The sequence below is a fragment of the Bacillus sp. HNG genome (assembly GCF_003400205.1).
Classification (GTDB): domain Bacteria; phylum Bacillota; class Bacilli; order Bacillales; family Bacillaceae_L; genus Ferdinandcohnia.
On the sequence record NZ_QUQV01000001.1, the window covers coordinates 595,103 to 610,636 of the forward strand.

General features: G+C 37.7%; 18 protein-coding genes. 5 read left to right on the top strand and 13 right to left on the bottom strand.

Features of this window, described 5'->3' with window-relative positions; all coding sequences use genetic code 11:
* Window positions 1-160: 160 nt before the first annotated feature.
* The 3 genes from DZB84_RS02810 to typA all read right to left on the bottom strand — a co-directional run bounded on the left by DZB84_RS02810 (window position 161) and on the right by typA (window position 2,673).
* Window positions 161-445 (bottom strand): hypothetical protein, encoded by a 285-nt coding sequence (locus DZB84_RS02810; RefSeq protein WP_116350719.1) that lies wholly within the window; start codon window positions 443-445, stop codon window positions 161-163.
* 12 nt (window positions 446-457) lie between these two features.
* Complete coding sequence (locus DZB84_RS02815; protein ID WP_116350720.1) at window positions 458-763, bottom strand: YlaH-like family protein; 306 nt, start codon at window positions 761-763, stop codon at window positions 458-460.
* 68 nt (window positions 764-831) lie between these two features.
* Window positions 832-2,673 (bottom strand): translational GTPase TypA, encoded by a 1,842-nt coding sequence (gene typA, locus DZB84_RS02820; protein ID WP_116350721.1) that lies wholly within the window; start codon window positions 2,671-2,673, stop codon window positions 832-834.
* 153 nt (window positions 2,674-2,826) lie between these two features.
* On the opposite strand from typA, the gene DZB84_RS02825 reads away from it, so the two are divergent.
* Window positions 2,827-3,012, top strand: coding sequence for a YlaF family protein (locus DZB84_RS02825; RefSeq protein WP_116350722.1), 186 nt, complete (start codon window positions 2,827-2,829; stop codon window positions 3,010-3,012).
* A 20-nt stretch (window positions 3,013-3,032) separates the two neighbouring features.
* Here the strand turns inward: DZB84_RS02825 and DZB84_RS02830 are convergent, their stop codons facing one another.
* A complete protein-coding gene (locus DZB84_RS02830; protein WP_116350723.1) occupies window positions 3,033-3,827 on the bottom strand; it encodes an inositol monophosphatase family protein in 795 nt (264 codons plus the stop codon).
* Window positions 3,828-4,183: 356 nt separating this feature from the next.
* Complete coding sequence (locus tag DZB84_RS02835; RefSeq protein ID WP_116350724.1) at window positions 4,184-4,372, bottom strand: hypothetical protein; 189 nt, start codon at window positions 4,370-4,372, stop codon at window positions 4,184-4,186.
* Between the two features lie 207 nt (window positions 4,373-4,579).
* On the opposite strand from DZB84_RS02835, the gene DZB84_RS02840 reads away from it, so the two are divergent.
* On the top strand, window positions 4,580-5,215 hold the full coding sequence (locus DZB84_RS02840; protein WP_116350725.1) for a YktB family protein: 636 nt from the start codon (window positions 4,580-4,582) through the stop codon (window positions 5,213-5,215).
* Window positions 5,216-5,284: 69 nt separating this feature from the next.
* Here the strand turns inward: DZB84_RS02840 and DZB84_RS02845 are convergent, their stop codons facing one another.
* Both DZB84_RS02845 and DZB84_RS02850 read right to left on the bottom strand, forming a co-directional pair.
* Window positions 5,285-5,548, bottom strand: coding sequence for a UPF0223 family protein (locus tag DZB84_RS02845; protein WP_116350864.1), 264 nt, complete (start codon window positions 5,546-5,548; stop codon window positions 5,285-5,287).
* Window positions 5,549-5,559: 11 nt separating this feature from the next.
* Window positions 5,560-6,519: an NAD(P)H-dependent flavin oxidoreductase gene (locus DZB84_RS02850; protein WP_116350726.1), complete on the bottom strand. Its 960-nt coding sequence runs from the start codon at window positions 6,517-6,519 to the stop codon at window positions 5,560-5,562.
* 254 nt (window positions 6,520-6,773) lie between these two features.
* Here DZB84_RS02850 and DZB84_RS02855 point away from each other — a divergent pair, with 254 nt between their 5' ends.
* Complete coding sequence (locus DZB84_RS02855) at window positions 6,774-8,246, top strand: aminotransferase class I/II-fold pyridoxal phosphate-dependent enzyme (RefSeq protein ID WP_116350727.1); 1,473 nt, start codon at window positions 6,774-6,776, stop codon at window positions 8,244-8,246.
* Window positions 8,247-8,457: 211 nt separating this feature from the next.
* Here the strand turns inward: DZB84_RS02855 and DZB84_RS02860 are convergent, their stop codons facing one another.
* A complete protein-coding gene (locus DZB84_RS02860) occupies window positions 8,458-8,574 on the bottom strand; it encodes a GapA-binding peptide SR1P (protein WP_116350728.1) in 117 nt (38 codons plus the stop codon).
* 275 nt (window positions 8,575-8,849) lie between these two features.
* Here DZB84_RS02860 and DZB84_RS02865 point away from each other — a divergent pair, with 275 nt between their 5' ends.
* Window positions 8,850-9,278 carry a DUF1885 family protein gene (locus DZB84_RS02865; protein ID WP_116350729.1) on the top strand — a complete coding sequence of 143 codons (429 nt, stop codon included), beginning with the start codon at window positions 8,850-8,852 and terminating at the stop codon, window positions 9,276-9,278.
* A gap of 42 nt (window positions 9,279-9,320) precedes the next feature.
* On the opposite strand, the gene DZB84_RS02870 is transcribed toward DZB84_RS02865, so the two are convergent.
* The gene (locus tag DZB84_RS02870; RefSeq protein ID WP_116350730.1) at window positions 9,321-9,560 is read right to left on the bottom strand and encodes a hypothetical protein; all 240 of its coding nucleotides are present in this window, start codon (window positions 9,558-9,560) and stop codon (window positions 9,321-9,323) included.
* A gap of 309 nt (window positions 9,561-9,869) precedes the next feature.
* On the opposite strand from DZB84_RS02870, the gene DZB84_RS02875 reads away from it, so the two are divergent.
* Window positions 9,870-10,247 carry a thioredoxin domain-containing protein gene (locus DZB84_RS02875; protein ID WP_116350731.1) on the top strand — a complete coding sequence of 126 codons (378 nt, stop codon included), beginning with the start codon at window positions 9,870-9,872 and terminating at the stop codon, window positions 10,245-10,247.
* A 75-nt stretch (window positions 10,248-10,322) separates the two neighbouring features.
* Here the strand turns inward: DZB84_RS02875 and lpdA are convergent, their stop codons facing one another.
* From lpdA to pdhA, 4 genes are all read right to left on the bottom strand, one after another.
* On the bottom strand, window positions 10,323-11,732 hold the full coding sequence (gene lpdA, locus DZB84_RS02880; protein ID WP_116350732.1) for a dihydrolipoyl dehydrogenase: 1,410 nt from the start codon (window positions 11,730-11,732) through the stop codon (window positions 10,323-10,325).
* 6 nt (window positions 11,733-11,738) lie between these two features.
* The gene (locus DZB84_RS02885) at window positions 11,739-13,034 is read right to left on the bottom strand and encodes a dihydrolipoamide acetyltransferase family protein (protein ID WP_116350733.1); all 1,296 of its coding nucleotides are present in this window, start codon (window positions 13,032-13,034) and stop codon (window positions 11,739-11,741) included.
* A 179-nt stretch (window positions 13,035-13,213) separates the two neighbouring features.
* Complete coding sequence (locus DZB84_RS02890; protein ID WP_116350734.1) at window positions 13,214-14,191, bottom strand: alpha-ketoacid dehydrogenase subunit beta; 978 nt, start codon at window positions 14,189-14,191, stop codon at window positions 13,214-13,216.
* A gap of 3 nt (window positions 14,192-14,194) precedes the next feature.
* Window positions 14,195-15,304 (bottom strand): pyruvate dehydrogenase (acetyl-transferring) E1 component subunit alpha, encoded by a 1,110-nt coding sequence (pdhA, locus tag DZB84_RS02895; RefSeq protein WP_116350735.1) that lies wholly within the window; start codon window positions 15,302-15,304, stop codon window positions 14,195-14,197.
* Between the last annotated feature and the right edge of the window lie 230 nt (window positions 15,305-15,534).

Consider the following 15,534-nt stretch of genomic DNA (forward strand, 5'->3'; position numbering starts at 1 on the left):
GCAAGCGCCTCGAACAGCCCCGACAAGCATAAGAAAGCCGGCGAGAAGGATGTATTTTATCCTTATTGACGGATTGACTAATGACCTCGAGGGGCTAGGGGCTAGGCGCTGGATCTAGACCCAAAACAAAAAGCCAAGCACCCACGCTCGGCTTTTTGTTTTATTCGTAATTCTGATATCTCTCTGGATGTTGACTGATTTGGTTGTGCATGACTTCGATTAACTCTGTCGGAAACCAAGCACTTTTCGCTTCCCCATCAATCGTATAGTTCACAAGATACATCACATCATCTTTTTGAATTTGGATGTCCTTCAACTTAAACTCATTTACCAAAATATCTTCAAATAGATCGAATGTTTCCTTGGCTGCCTTATCATCAGGTCTTGCTTCAGCTACAATTTTAATCGTTAACCAATTATAAATCGCATCCTGTAGGGATTTCATCAGATTACCTCCTTACGCTTCACGATTTTTCGTCTGGTGAAGACGTACTTTATAAATAAGTAATATAGCAGCGGTAATCGCTAATCCTTCCGCAATCGGTAAGAATGCACCTAAAAACGTTAAAATTGTACAGCCAAAGGCAAGACATGCATAAATGACAATATTTTTTAACAATGGCAGTTTTTTTGCAAACCCTAAACGAAACACGATAATCGTTAAGAGTAAAATGACAACATACAATATATTTGACCCGACATTAGGAGTTGTCGAACTATAGATTGTTTTTGCAATCGGCCACATGTGTTCATAGACATCCATAACTATTTATCCCCTCTTTCTGACACTTCCTATCATAAAAGTATCAGAAAGGGACAACGTTCACAACCCTATTGATTTACTTCAGCAAGTTTTTTTCGTTTTGCTGCTTTTTCACGTTCATTCTTATCAAGAACCTTTTTACGCAAACGGATGGATTCAGGAGTAACCTCACAGTACTCATCATCGTTTAAATATTCAAGTGATTCCTCTAATGACATAATGCGTGGCTTTTTCATCGTTGTTGTTTGGTCTTTATTGGCTGAACGCATGTTTGTCATTTGTTTAGCTTTCACGATATTAACCGTTAAGTCATTTTCACGGGTATGTTCACCCACGATCATTCCTTCATAAACCTCTGTACCAGGCTCAACAAAGATCGTACCACGGTCTTCAACACCAGTAATTCCGTATTGAGTTGCTTTACCAGTTTCCATCGAAACAAGCACACCTTGTCTTCGTCCACCTACTTGGCCTTGTGCCATTGGCTTGTAACTATCAAAGGTATGATTAATAATACCGAAACCTCTTGTTAACGTTAAAAATTCTGTTGTGTAACCGATAAGTCCACGTGCAGGAACCATGAAAATAAGTCGAACTTGACCATTCCCATTGTTAATCATGTCTAACATTTCGCCCTTACGTGCACCAATAGATTCCATAATGGAACCAGTGTGTTCCTCAGGTACATCGATTTGAACTCGTTCAACTGGTTCACAACGAACTCCATCAATTTCTTTTACAATAACCTCTGGCTTAGAAACCTGAAGTTCGTAGCCTTCACGACGCATATTCTCAATTAATATTGATAAATGAAGCTCACCACGTCCTGAAACAATCCATGCATCAGGAGAATCTGTATTATCCACGCGTAAACTTACATCGGTATGAAGTTGTTCACGAAGACGTTCTTCAATTTTACGTGATGTGATATATTTACCTTCGCGGCCAGCGAATGGGCTATTATTTACTAAAAATGTCATTTGTAAAGTCGGCTCATCGATATGAAGAATTGGTAAAGCATCCTGGTGTTCGATTGGACAAACTGTTTCACCAACATTGATATCTTCCATACCGGATACAGCAACAAGATCTCCCGCTTTTGCCTCTTGGACTTCAATTCGTTTTAATCCTGAGAAACCAAAGATTTTTGTAACACGGAATTGTTTTACACTACCATCTAATTTCATTAAAGCAACTTGCTGACCAACATGCATGGTTCCTCTGAATACTCGTCCGATTCCAATTCTTCCAACATAGTCGTTATAATCAAGTAACGCTACTTGGAATTGTAATGGTTCTTCACTATTATCAATTGGAGCAGGAATGTTCTCGATAATACACTGGAATAAAGATTCCATGTTTTCATCTTGTTGATGTGGGTCTGTACTTGCTGTTCCATTGATTGCTGATGCATATACAACCGGAAATTCTAATTGTTCCTCAGAAGCATCTAGTTCGATAAATAAGTCGATTACTTCGTCTACAACTTCTTCTGGTCTTGCAAAGTCACGGTCAATTTTGTTTACAACGACAATCGGAGTAAGATTTTGCTCCAATGCTTTTTTCAATACAAAGCGAGTTTGTGGCATACAGCCTTCATAAGCATCGACAACTAATAGTACTCCATCAACCATTTTCATAATACGTTCAACTTCTCCACCAAAGTCAGCATGTCCTGGAGTATCCATAATATTAATACGGGTATCCTTATAATTAATTGCTGTATTTTTGGCAAGAATGGTGATGCCACGTTCACGTTCAATATCATTTGAGTCCATTACACGTTCATCTACATGCTCATTTGAGCGGAATGTTCCTGATTGATGAAGCAGTGTATCTACAAGGGTTGTTTTACCATGGTCTACGTGTGCAATAATCGCTATATTTCGTAAGTCATTACGTGTTGTCACTATTTCACATCTCCTATTATCAAATTAAGGATTTTAATTTCTTTTTACATTTTTTTACTTCCGAAAAGAGTCGCAACTAAAATATTATATACCAAAGTATAGAAATAATATATATTTATCTGTAAAATAAATTATGGAAAGGGGCAAATTACTTTGAAAAACGTGAATATCCCAATGCTTCTCATTGCGATTGCAACAGCTGTTTGTATTATGCTAATTGGTGTATCAATAGCTGAAAAAAGTCTATTAGGTATTATTTTGTCTATTATTGCAGTAATTATTGTAACAGGTTTAGGATTTACGACAAAGAAAAAAATGCGTGAGAACGGCAGACTCTAATTCTGCCTTCTCACGCTTTTTTATTTCCTCTTTAAAAACTTTGTAAAAATCTCTTCATGTAAATTAGGTCTTGCAACAAAAATACTGTTTTCCTTTAAAAAATTTAATGGCTCCCCGTCAAGCGTAGTGATCACACCTCCAACTTCCTGTAAGAGAACAACACCTGCAGCAAAATCCCAAGGTGAAAGGCGCATGGTGATGTAAACATCAATTCGGCCGGTTACGAGATAGGCTAATTCCAGTGCAGCAGACCCATAAGAACGAGTTCCGCGAACAGCATTGACAATTGGAATTAAAATTTTCGGATCTATTCGTTTATTCTCAGTAACCCATGTAGCATTTATAGCAACAATGGCTCTTTCAAGAGGGACCTCCCCTAGTGGCTCAATTTTTGTAGAGTTAAGATAGGCACCCTGACCTTTACGCGCGTGATAAAGTTCATCATGTACGACATCGTATATCAGTCCAATTTGCCCTACTCCGTCTTCGTACACTGCAACAGAAATTGCAAAATTGCGTTGTTGATGAACGAAATTCATCGTGCCATCGATTGGATCAATAATCCATGTGATCCCCTTTAATGACTGAAGTTTGTCTCCAAAACCTTCCTCTCCAAGAATTTTGTGTGCTGGAAAGGTACTATGTATTTTTTCGATAAAAAACTGTTCAGTTTCTTTATCCATATTTGTAACTAGGTCATCAGGATTTGATTTTGTCTCAATCACAAGCTTGGCTTGAAACGAATCTCTTATTCGTTCCCCCGCTTCTCTTATCCAATGTTTGGCATAGTCTTCTATTTCATTCCAATTAATCATTGTAAGTACCTCACTTTTTTATCTCATCGGATAGTATACGCTAAGTATTATACTTTAAAAGCTTACTTCACTTTTTTACTGAAAAGCAAGCAATAAGGAAAGCAAACCAACTTTGGTTCGCCTAGAGAATGTTGACAAACGCTCGCATACTTCGTTGCTTGCCTCTCTCGTCCGCTCATGAAGGCAACTTCTATTACCGTCTTCGATCGACTGCGCGCCTTGTCTAGCAAGCGTTTTCAAGACAGTCTGGAAAAGTAATTTACATCTAGATACCTGTAAAAAAAGTGTAGACAAAGTCACAGTACTGACTTTGTCTACACTCGAAAGCGAACCAACTTTGGTTCGCCTTTGTGCCTTTATGCTTCAAGTTTAACTATTTCTTTGCTTAATTTTTGTAGCTTCTTTTTACATTCTGCTTTTTTCACTTCATCATTTTCAATCATCGCATCATAAAGGGTTGCCAATTCATAGTCTACTTCAAGACGTAACACTGCCAAGCGTTTCTCACCGTCTTTTCGCTTTAAATCATTTATCACTTGTTTCAATTTTCGCACCCCTTTCATTTATTTCAAACATTCACTTTCCCTTTTTAACTATTCCACTTGTTACAACTATCTTATGAAAAAATCGGAGCATTGTAACAAATATGTGCGTATACCTAGCAGCATACGTTATATTCAAAGCAGACTAGTACAGAAAATCTTATGTTTTTGGTAAAATGACTATAGGACTATCAATAGGAGGATACATAAATGACTTTTACAGGGTTTACAAACGAAGACTTTGATGTGTTTACAATAGATGGACTTGAAAATCGAATGAATGCATTAGTTTCACATGTTCGGCCTAAATTAGAGGATTTAGGGAATTATTTTGCACCTACCCTTTCAAGCCTGACAGGAGACGAAATGTTTGCTCATGTCGCAAAACATGCGAGAAGGACAATCAATCCACCTAAAGATACTTGGGTTGCTTTCGCAAATAATAAACGCGGATATAAAATGTTGCCTCATTTTCAAATCGGATTGTGGAATACCCATCTTTTTGTTTGGTTTGCGGTAATATATGAAGCACCAATTAAATCTGAGTTTGGAAAAATATTAATGGAGCATTCAAAACAAATTAGAGAAAGTGTCCCAAACCATTATTTATGGTCAGTCGATCACACAAAACCAGATACGAGTATTCATCATGAGTTAAACGATCAGGAACTTGAATCGATGTTCACACGACTTCAATCAGTCAAAAAGGCTGAAATTCTTTGTGGAATTAACATTTCTCGAGATAAAGTAGTTAACATGAATGGCGAAGAATTAATACAAACAATTGATGAAACTTTCAGAAAGTTACTTCCATTATATCAGCTAGCGCAAAAAAGTTCAAAGTAAGTTTTAAAACTGAAAGATTTTTCGACAAGCTAAAAGGATGTCCTATTTATCATAGAACATCCTTTTAATCTACATTTTGATGATTTCCTTATTTTCTTTTGCTTTTTGGATAACACGGTATGCAGAATAACCACTCGTTTCTTCGAATTCTCCGCAAACCTGTTTTTCCTCTAATTTGCTTGGCACAATTTCTTTAAACCGCTTATATGCCTGCATTAATCGATCCCTTGCAATTCCCTTTTCATAAGCTTTTTCAACACATTCAAAAAAGGAGATGACATCAACTACTTCATCTGTGCTCCAATCAAAGGAAATAGGATATTGATAATCCAATTCGTTCACCTCTATTTGCTCCACCTGTTTCGAATTTGCTCAGCCTCAGTGATCATCCTCTCAAATAGCTCAGCAACTGTTGGTTCGTCTTTTATAAGACCCATAACCTGACCTGCCCAAGCATAGCCACCATCCAACTTTCCATCATAAATATAGTTCATATTAGCTTGACCACTTATGTATTCCTTTAATCCTTCATATCCGCTGTTTGCTTCTTCTAACTGAAGAATCTTTGAGGTCCATTCATTCGAAATCGCTCGACCTGGTGCCCCAAGTGATCGTTTAATCACAACTGTATCATTTTCAGTTCCTTTTATCAATGCGTCTTTATAGCCTTGATGAGCATGTACACATTCTTTTGTGGCAATAAAACGTGTACCCATTTCGATTCCTTCAGCCCCTAAGCTTAATGCTGCCATTAATCCACGTGCATCACCTATGCCCCCGGATGCGATAACTGGAATGGAAACCGCATCGACCACCTGTGGAATAAGAACCATCGTTCCGATATCCTGTCTTCCTAGGTGACCTCCGCCCTCCTGACCAACCACCATCACAGCGTCTGCCCCTAGTTCCTCGGCTTTTTGAGCTTGCCTTCTAGCTGCAACAAGAACGAGTTTCTTTGTATTAACACCTTTTAATTGTTCAAAAATTGGAGCTGGGTTTCCCCCGGTCATTGTAATGACAGGTACTTCTTCCTCAATGGCAACTTCAAGCATGTCAGAAAATGGCCTTCCATGTTGTCCAATTGCATAGTTAACCCCGAACGGCTTTTTTGTTAATTCTTTTACTTTTTTAATTTCATTACGTAGTTCTTCTGGTGAATGAAGTGACATTGCTGTAATTTGACCAAGTCCTCCTGCATTCGAAACAGCTGCTGCAAGCTCAGAATAAGCTAAATAAGCAAGTCCTCCCTGAATGATTGGATATTTTATTCCTAATAAAGTTGATACTCTTGTTTCCCAATTCATTAAACTCCCACCTTTCAAATAAATCATTTCGAGACGATAACCAAAAACTCCTCTTTTTTATTCTGGTTCTTGAATATCCAGTAAAGTTTAACAACCCCTAAAAATGTTTAATAATCCTCTACCTGTGACACTTTAAAAGAGAGAAATATTTTTATATGCAAACGGTAAAAGAAGTGCTATAATTCTCTTGTTTTATGCAAAAAAGACATTTTAAAACGAGTAAAATTATATAAATAAAGAGGTGTGGTTATCAATTGTCACAAAATGAAACACCATTATTTACTGGTCTTGTTGAACATGCAAAAAAGAATCCAACCCAATTCCACATACCTGGACATAAAAAAGGAGCTGGAATTGACCCTGAATTTCGAAACTTTATCGGTGATAATGCCTTATCCATCGATTTAATCAATATTGGACCTTTAGATGACCTTCATCAGCCTAAAGGTATCATTAAGCAGGCTCAAGACCTTGCTGCTGAAGCCTTTAGCGCAGATCATACATTTTTTTCTGTTCAAGGCACTAGTGGAGCAATCATGACAATGGTCATGGCCGTCTGTGGCCCTGGAGATAAAATCATTGTACCAAGAAACGTCCATAAATCGGTTATGTCAGCCATTGTTTTTTCCGGTGCAGTTCCTATTTTCATCCATCCCGAAATTGACAACAAATTAGGAATTTCTCATGGAATCACAACTGACTCTGTTGAAAAAGCACTTGAACAGCATCCAGATGCAAAAGGTTTGCTCGTGATTAATCCAACATATTTTGGGATAGCTGCAGACTTAAAAAGAATTGTAGATATCGCTCATTCCTATGATGTTCCGGTTCTCGTTGACGAAGCACACGGTGTTCATATTCACTTTCACGAAGGGCTTCCCCTATCAGCCATGCAAGCTGGTGCTGATATGGCAGCAACGAGCGTCCATAAACTTGGTGGGTCTATGACACAAAGCTCTATTTTAAATGTAAAAGAAGGTTTAGTCTCTTCTAACAGAGTACAATCGATTTTAAGTATGCTTACAACAACGTCTACCTCCTATTTATTATTGGCATCCTTGGATGTCGCTAGGAAGCGTTTAGTAACAGAAGGTCATGACCTTATTGAAAAAACGATACTCTTGGCCAATTATATTCGAGACAAAATCAACGAAATCGAAAAACTATATTGTGTAGGACGAGAAATTTTAGGCTCAAAAGCAACATTTGATTTTGATCCAACAAAATTAATCATTTCTGTAAAAGACCTTGGCATTACAGGATCAGATGCGGAAGTTTGGCTACGTGAAAAATATAATATAGAAGTGGAGATGTCCGACCTCTATAACATCCTATGTATTATAACACCAGGTGATTCCCAAAAAGAGGCCGATCTACTGATTGAGGCACTTGCTAATCTTTCCGATGAAGTATCTCACTTTTCCGAATCAAGAATCGTTCCAGAAGTATTACTTCCAGACATTCCAGTTCTCGCTTTATCGCCAAGGGATGCTTTTTACTCTGAAACAGAAGTGGTACCATTTGAAGAATCTGCAGGACGTGTAATCGCAGAATTCGTGATGGTTTATCCACCAGGTATTCCCATTTTTATCCCTGGAGAAATTATTACTGAGGAGAACTTAACTTATATTCAAACCAATATCGAAGCTGGCCTACCTGTCCAAGGACCTGAGGATTATGAATTAAAATTCCTCCGTGTCATTAAAGAACACCGAGCGATTCGATAAAATAAAGAAAAGCATAAGGCGCCCGCCTTTAATAAACAAGTGCTGACAGAAGGCGTTTATTGCCTTCCGAAGCGATTGTCTTAGACCAGAGAGCCGATGGTGCCTGAGATAGACATCGAAAACTAGGTAATAAAATTTTATACTTTCTTATCATTCAAAAAAAGAAAGCATGCAAATTCTGCATGCTTTTTTCATATGTTTTTAATAAAGATTAATTCTCTTCGTGATTACAATCGCAGTGGTCGCATGTTGAATAAAGTGTTGTAACCTTCTCGTATTCAAAGTGCTCGATTGTCTCGCTGCAAGTTTGACAGATGATTGTACCCATTATTCAAAGCCCCTTTCGAAAAGTAGTTTTTTCTTCATTGAAAACGTTTTATGATATGTTATTTATATAATAGTATGTCACATTTAATTAGTCAATGGTTAATTGTATAACATTATTATTTTTTTATTTGTTTTTATGATTCATATTAAAAATGTATACATTTATCACAAACAATATGAAGTTGTAAGTCTTATCTGTTAAATGCTAGAATAGAAGTGAATTCACATAGAAAAAGAGACAATAACCGAATACTTTCTGGAGTAGGAGTGAACAGTTTGGAAAACGCATACATAAAGCTTGTCCCTAATTCAAACGTACAACAAATCTCACTTGATGATGTGAAAGACCTCTTTAGCTATTACACAGAAATCACAGGTAAAACTGGCAAACAGCTCAATTGGGAATACGATAACGCTGCATTCCCTTACCAAATAAAAGAAATCAATCACGAAAAACATTGGTTTTACTTAAAATCAGATCATCAAAAATACAAGGCAATCATAGTCGGTGTGGGTCAAGAAAAAATTGTAGACGAAAATGGTGAGAATACAGATCAAAGCTATATCCAAGTCACCCTTCCTGAAATTTCAACTGCAGGTGACAAAGGAAAAGCAAACGAATTTTGTAAGTTTTTAGCTAAAAAACTTGAAGGTGAATTACACCTATTCAATGGACGGGTTATGTATTTTTACAAACGAAAATAGGAAAATAAAAATAGACCATATCCTACAGATGTGGTCTATTTTTTACGTGAGGAACCAAAACACTTTTTCAAACGAGAAAAAGCAAAAAAATGAGATTGCTGTTATCAGTAAGGATCCTTTTCGCGTTAAACCGATTTTAGTAGCGATTACGAAGGCGATATAACAAAAAATAATCAATAATACACCTCTAGCAAGCAGGCTATCAGATCCTGACAACCATGTCACCAATGAAAAAGTACTCCAAATTAAAACCTGGATCAACCCAATTACATATACCCTCATTAGAAAACTCTCCTTTTATTTACAATAAAAGAACATAAACTAAGAAAGCAGCTTCTCAAATTGCTACGTCTTTTCCCAAAATGGTGTGAGAACAAGCTTGTCTTCTATAAATTTCTGTTTACTATATTAATTAATATGCACAGATAGATGGTAGTATTTTTCATTTTTGTAACAAATCGATTACATCGGAAAGAATTTTTAGAATACATGATAAAATGAATTGGAATGAAAAAATAGGTGTTTTGTATTACTTTTATTAGCTGTAAAGACCTATCCATTTGACTATTTTATGGAAGAGTGATTATTAAAATGAAAGCCTATACTCTAATCATACTTTCTTTTTTTATACTTTCCTCGTGTTCTTCGTACAAGGCACAGCCGCCAATACCGAAAACCGATGAAAAACAAATTATCTTTTTTTCGGATGAGGATAATCTGCGTAATGAAAGCAGCTACTATGATGCTCTACTGGAACTTAAGAATAAATACCCAACAGAAATCGCAAACATGAAAGTTGTTTCTTCTGAAGATAATAGACTTTATACGAAGTATCAGATTGAAACATATCCATCTTTATTAATTGTTCAACAAGATAAAGTCCTTCAAAAAATTGAAGGTAATGTAGACAAAGACGAAATAATCACTCCTCTAGAAAACGTATTATCTTCTTCGGCAAGTTCAAAATAAGAATGAATAGCAGCCTGAAACTAGATTTAGGTAGCAAAAAAATCGCCCCAAAAAGGGGCGATTTTTTTATAATCATTATTTTACAATATGAATTGGAGTACCTAGAGCAACTTCTGCTGCTTCCATTGTAATTTCACCAAGAGTTGGATGAGCATGAATAGTCATAGCGATATCTTCAGCTGTCATTCCAGCTTCAACAGCTAGACCTAATTCAGAAATAATATCTGACGCACTTTCACCAGCTACTTGTGCACCGATTAGAAGTCCATCTTCTTTACGAGTAATGAGCTTCACAAAACCATCGGTTGCTTCAAGAGCAAGTGCGCGACCGTTTGCTGCATAAGGGAACTTAGCTGCCACGATTTCAATTCCTTCTTCTTTAGCTTGCTGCTCAGTGTAACCAACAGTAGCAAGTTCTGGTTCAGAGAACACAACTGCAGGAATTCCTAAGTAGTCAATTTCAGATGGGTGACCAGCGATTGCTTCCGCAGCAATTTTACCTTCATATGATGCTTTGTGTGCTAATTGAGGTCCTGGAACAATATCACCGATTGCGTAGATATTGCTTACGCTTGTACGGCATTGTTTATCAATCTCAATTACGCCTCTTTCATTCATTTTAACACCAGCAAGCTCTAAACCAAGCTCATCAGTATTAGGACGACGTCCAACCATTACGAATACATAATCTGCATCGATTGATTGTTCTTCACCTTTTGTTTCATATTTCACTGTTACGCCATTTTCAGTTTCTTCTACACCTTTAGCTAACGCTTTTGTGATGATTTCTGCACCTTTTTTCTTTAGGTTCTTCTTCACAAGTGTAGTCATTTGCTTTTCAAAACCAAGAAGGATGTCATCTGCTCCTTCTAAGATTGTTACTTGTGATCCAAAGTTTGCATAAGCGCCACCAAGCTCAATACCGATAACACCGCCACCGATAATAACGATTTTTTCTGGTACTTCTTTAAGCCCTAATGCACCTGTTGAATCAAGTACACGTTTTGAATATTTAAAAGATGGTATCTCGATTGGACGAGATCCAGTAGCAATGATTGCGTTTTTGAAATTGTAAGTTTGTGCAGAGTTTTCACTCATTACACGTAAAGAGTTTCCATCAACGAAATATGCTTCGCCTTGAACAACATCAACTTTGTTACCTTTAAGTAGTCCTGAAACTCCACCAGTTAATTTCTTAACAACACCATCTTTAAATGCTTGAACTTTTGAAAAGTCAAGTGTAACATTTTCAGCTTTGATTCCCATTGAATCAGAATGTTTAGCTGTTTCAAAACGGTGCCCTGCAGAGATTAATGCCTTAGATGGGATACATCCAACGTTAAGACATACACCACCAACAGTGCCTTTTTCTACAATGGTAACTTTTTGTCCTAGTTGGGCTGCTCGTATAGCTGCAACATACCCACCAGGTCCAGCACCAATGACTATTGTGTCTGTTTCAATCGGGAAATCTCCTACTACCATGTTGAATTACGCCTCCATTAATAATAATTGTGGATCATTTAACAAACGTTTGATTTGGTTGAGTGCGTTTTGTGCAGTAGCACCATCAATCATACGGTGGTCAAAGCTTAATGATAAAGCAAGAACTGGAGCTACAACAATTTCACCATTTTTAACAACCGGCTTCTCAGCAATTCGTCCTACTCCTAAGATCGCAACCTCAGGGTGATTAATAACTGGAGTAAACCATTGTCCACCAGCTGAACCAATATTACTAATAGTACATGAAGCACCCTTCATTTCATCTGGAGCAAGCTTACCATCACGAGCTTTACCTGCTAATTCATTAATTTCATTTGAGATACTGAAGATAGATTTACGATCCGCATCTTTTACAACCGGAACAAGTAGACCTTTTTCTGTATCTGCAGCAATACCAATATTGTAGTAGTGCTTATGAATAATTTCGTTAGTAGCATCATCAAGTGATGTATTTAACGCAGGGAAATCACGTAGCGCTGCTGTTAATGCTTTAACGATATATGGTAGGTATGTTAATTTAATACCTTTTTCAGCTGCGACAGCTTTGAATTTCTTACGGTGTGCAACCAACTCTGTTACATCTACTTCGTCCATTAAAGTAACGTGTGGAGCAGTATGTTTTGAGTTAACCATAGCCTTAGCAATTGCCTTACGGATTCCACTCATCTTTTCACGAGTCTCTGGATATGTGCCCGCAGGAATTGGTTGTTTTGCAGGAGCTTTTTCTGCTTCTTGAGTAGCTGCAGCTGGAGCTTCGGTCGCTGGTGTTTCTGTAGCAACTGGTGCACCGCCAGAAATAAACGCATCAATATCCGACTTCATTATTCTACCATTATCACCGCTTCCTGCAACCTTTTTGATATCCACGCCTTTTTCACGTGCATATTTACGAACAGAAGGCATTGCGATAATACGACGGTTTTCATCAACATCTGCTGCAGGTGCAGTTGCTTCTGATGTAGTCGCTGCTGGTTGTTCAGCTTGAGCTTCTTCTTTAGGAGCTTCCTCAGTTTCATCACCTTTAAATTGAAGGTCCTCATATCCAGGAGCATCAAATTTAATTAGTGTATCTCCTACAATTGCAACAGTACCTTCTTCTACAAGTACTTCTAGTACTTTACCTTTAACAGGAGAAGGAATTTCTACTACTGCTTTATCATTTTGGACCTCACAAAGAACATCGTCCTCATTTACTTCATCGCCTGGTTTTACAAACCATTTTACGATTTCACCTTCATGGATACCTTCACCGATATCTGGCAACTTAAATTCAAATGCCACGGTTTTCGCCTCCTAAAATAATTAGTTTCATGATTCTCACCTCTATAAAAGATGTGAGATTTTCGCTGAATAAAGTTAAATATGCCCTGGTGTACGGCTCTACATATGATGTAATCAATCTTATCCTGTACACCAAAGGCTGTTCTTAGGTAATAAGGAAATATTATTCCTCTGTATAATTAGAAGTTCAATACTTTCTTAGCTGTTTCCAATACATCCTTGAAGTTTGGTAACCAAACTGACTCTGCTTGTGAGAATGGATATACAGTATCAGGTGCAGCTACACGTAATACTGGTGCTTCTAAGCTTAAAATTGCACGATCATTGATTTCAGCTACTACGTTTGCTGCAATACCAGCTTGCTTTTGAGCCTCTTGAACAACAATTGCGCGTCCTGTTTTTTCAACAGAAGCAATGATTGTAGGAATATCTAATGGGCTAACAGTACGTAGGTCAATAACCTCAGCAGAAATGCCCTCTTTTTCCAATTCAGTTGCAGCTTTTAAGCATTCATGTACCATTGCACCATAAGAAATCATAGTAAGGTCAGTACCTTCACGCTTCACTTCAGCTTTTCCAAGCTCAATTGTGTATTCTTCCTCAGGAACTTCCTGGCGGAATGAACGATAAAGCTTCATGTGCTCTAGGAATACAACAGGGTCATTATCACGAATAGCTGCAATTAGTAGTCCTTTTGCATCGTATGGTGTAGATGGAATAACAACCTTCACACCAGGCTGTTGAGCAATTAGACCTTCTAAGCTATCTGCGTGAAGTTCTGGAGTATGTACCCCACCACCAAATGGTGAACGAATCGTTACTGGAGCAGTGTAGCGACCACCTGAACGATAACGCATACGAGCTAATTGACCACTAATGGAATCCATTACTTCGTATACAAATCCGAAGAATTGGATTTCTGGTACTGGACGGTAGCCCTGTAAGCTTAAACCAACTGCAAGCCCACCAATACCTGATTCAGCAAGTGGTGTATCAAATACACGATCTTCACCGAATTCAGCTTGTAGGCCTTCAGTAGCACGGAACACGCCGCCGTTAACTCCAACGTCTTCACCGAAAACTAAGACATCTGGGTTATTTTTTAATTCTGTGCGTAACGCATCAGTGATTGCTTGAATCATTGTCATTTGCGCCATGGCTTACTTCGACTCCTTCGCTTTATAGATTTCCATTTGCTCCTCTAAATTTTGAGGAAGCACTTCGAACATATGTGAAATAAGGTCAGTAACCTTTTGCTTTGGTGTTTCGTCAGCTTTTTTGATTGCGTTCTTGATGTCTTCTTTTGCTTCTTCAATCACTTGGTTTTCAATTTCTTCGTTCCAAATTCCTTTACCTTCAAGATACTTACGGAAACGAACGAGTGGATCTTTCTTTTCCCATTCATTGTCAAGCTCTGAAGTACGATATCTAGTTGGGTCATCCCCAGCCATTGTATGTGGACCATAACGATAAGTCATAGTCTCAATTAATGTTGGACCATCGCCATTAACTGCGCGCTCACGAGCTTCTTTAACAGCTACATAAACAGCAAGTGGATCCATTCCATCAACTTGAATTCCAGGAATACCAGCTGCTACAGCTTTTTGAGCTAGTGTATGAGCTGCAGATTGTTTTTCTACTGGAGTAGAAATGGCAAAACGGTTATTTTGAACAATAAATACTGCAGGTGCTTTGAACGCTCCTGCAAAGTTGATTCCTTCATAGAAATCACCTTGTGAAGTACCACCGTCACCAGTATAAGTAATAGCAATTGATTTCTTGCCGCGTTTTTTCATACCTAAAGCCACACCAGCACACTGTATGTATTGTGCCCCAATGATGATTTGTGGAGAAATTACATTAACTCCTTCAGGCATTTGGTTCCCATGGAAATGTCCACGTGAGAATAAGAATGCTTGGTATAATGGTAATCCATGCCAAACAATTTGAGGTACATCACGGTAACCTGGTAATATGAAATCTTCTTTTTCTAAAGCAAATTGAGATGCAAGTTGAGATGCTTCTTGACCAGCAGTAGGTGCATAGAAACCTAAGCGCCCTTGACGGTTTAATGAAATAGAACGTTGATCAAGGATTCGTGTATAGACCATTCTTCTCATTAATTCTTTTAATTGATCATCACTTAAATCAGGAACAGCAGCTTTATTTACCACTTCTCCTTCTTCATTTAAGATCTGAAACATAGGAAAGTTTTCAGCAACCTTATCCAGTTGCCCTTGTAAATCAAAGACATTTGCTTTTACAGCCATCTTCTTCTCGCTTCCTTTCTTACCCTATTTTCTTATTCGAATGCGCCCTCGTGATTTTCACCAAGGTGCTTCAACTTTATTATGGCGAAATAGCCATTTATAAAGTTTGGAATGATACAAAACATACAGCATTAGGTTACCCAAAAATATATCTTTTCAAAGACATTTTTTGTCCCTGTGGACATGGTCTTTAGTTGTAATGACTTTCAGTAATGCTCGAAAAGCATATT

What these genes read in the sequence shown, in the direction of transcription:
- DZB84_RS02810 (WP_116350719.1), bottom strand. Translation starts at nt 445, where the DNA reads ATGAAATCCCTACAGGATGCGATTTATAATTGGTTAACGATTAAAATT.
- DZB84_RS02815 (WP_116350720.1), bottom strand. Translation starts at nt 763, where the DNA reads ATGGATGTCTATGAACACATGTGGCCGATTGCAAAAACAATCTATAGT.
- DZB84_RS02830 (WP_116350723.1), bottom strand. Translation starts at nt 3,827, where the DNA reads ATGATTAATTGGAATGAAATAGAAGACTATGCCAAACATTGGATAAGA.
- DZB84_RS02840 (WP_116350725.1), top strand. Translation starts at nt 4,580, where the DNA reads ATGACTTTTACAGGGTTTACAAACGAAGACTTTGATGTGTTTACAATA.
- DZB84_RS02850 (WP_116350726.1), bottom strand. Translation starts at nt 6,519, where the DNA reads ATGAATTGGGAAACAAGAGTATCAACTTTATTAGGAATAAAATATCCA.
- DZB84_RS02860 (WP_116350728.1), bottom strand. Translation starts at nt 8,574, where the DNA reads ATGGGTACAATCATCTGTCAAACTTGCAGCGAGACAATCGAGCACTTT.
- DZB84_RS02870 (WP_116350730.1), bottom strand. Translation starts at nt 9,560, where the DNA reads ATGAGGGTATATGTAATTGGGTTGATCCAGGTTTTAATTTGGAGTACT.
- DZB84_RS02875 (WP_116350731.1), top strand. Translation starts at nt 9,870, where the DNA reads ATGAAAGCCTATACTCTAATCATACTTTCTTTTTTTATACTTTCCTCG.
- lpdA (WP_116350732.1), bottom strand. Translation starts at nt 11,732, where the DNA reads ATGGTAGTAGGAGATTTCCCGATTGAAACAGACACAATAGTCATTGGT.
- DZB84_RS02890 (WP_116350734.1), bottom strand. Translation starts at nt 14,191, where the DNA reads ATGGCGCAAATGACAATGATTCAAGCAATCACTGATGCGTTACGCACA.
- pdhA (WP_116350735.1), bottom strand. Translation starts at nt 15,304, where the DNA reads ATGGCTGTAAAAGCAAATGTCTTTGATTTACAAGGGCAACTGGATAAG.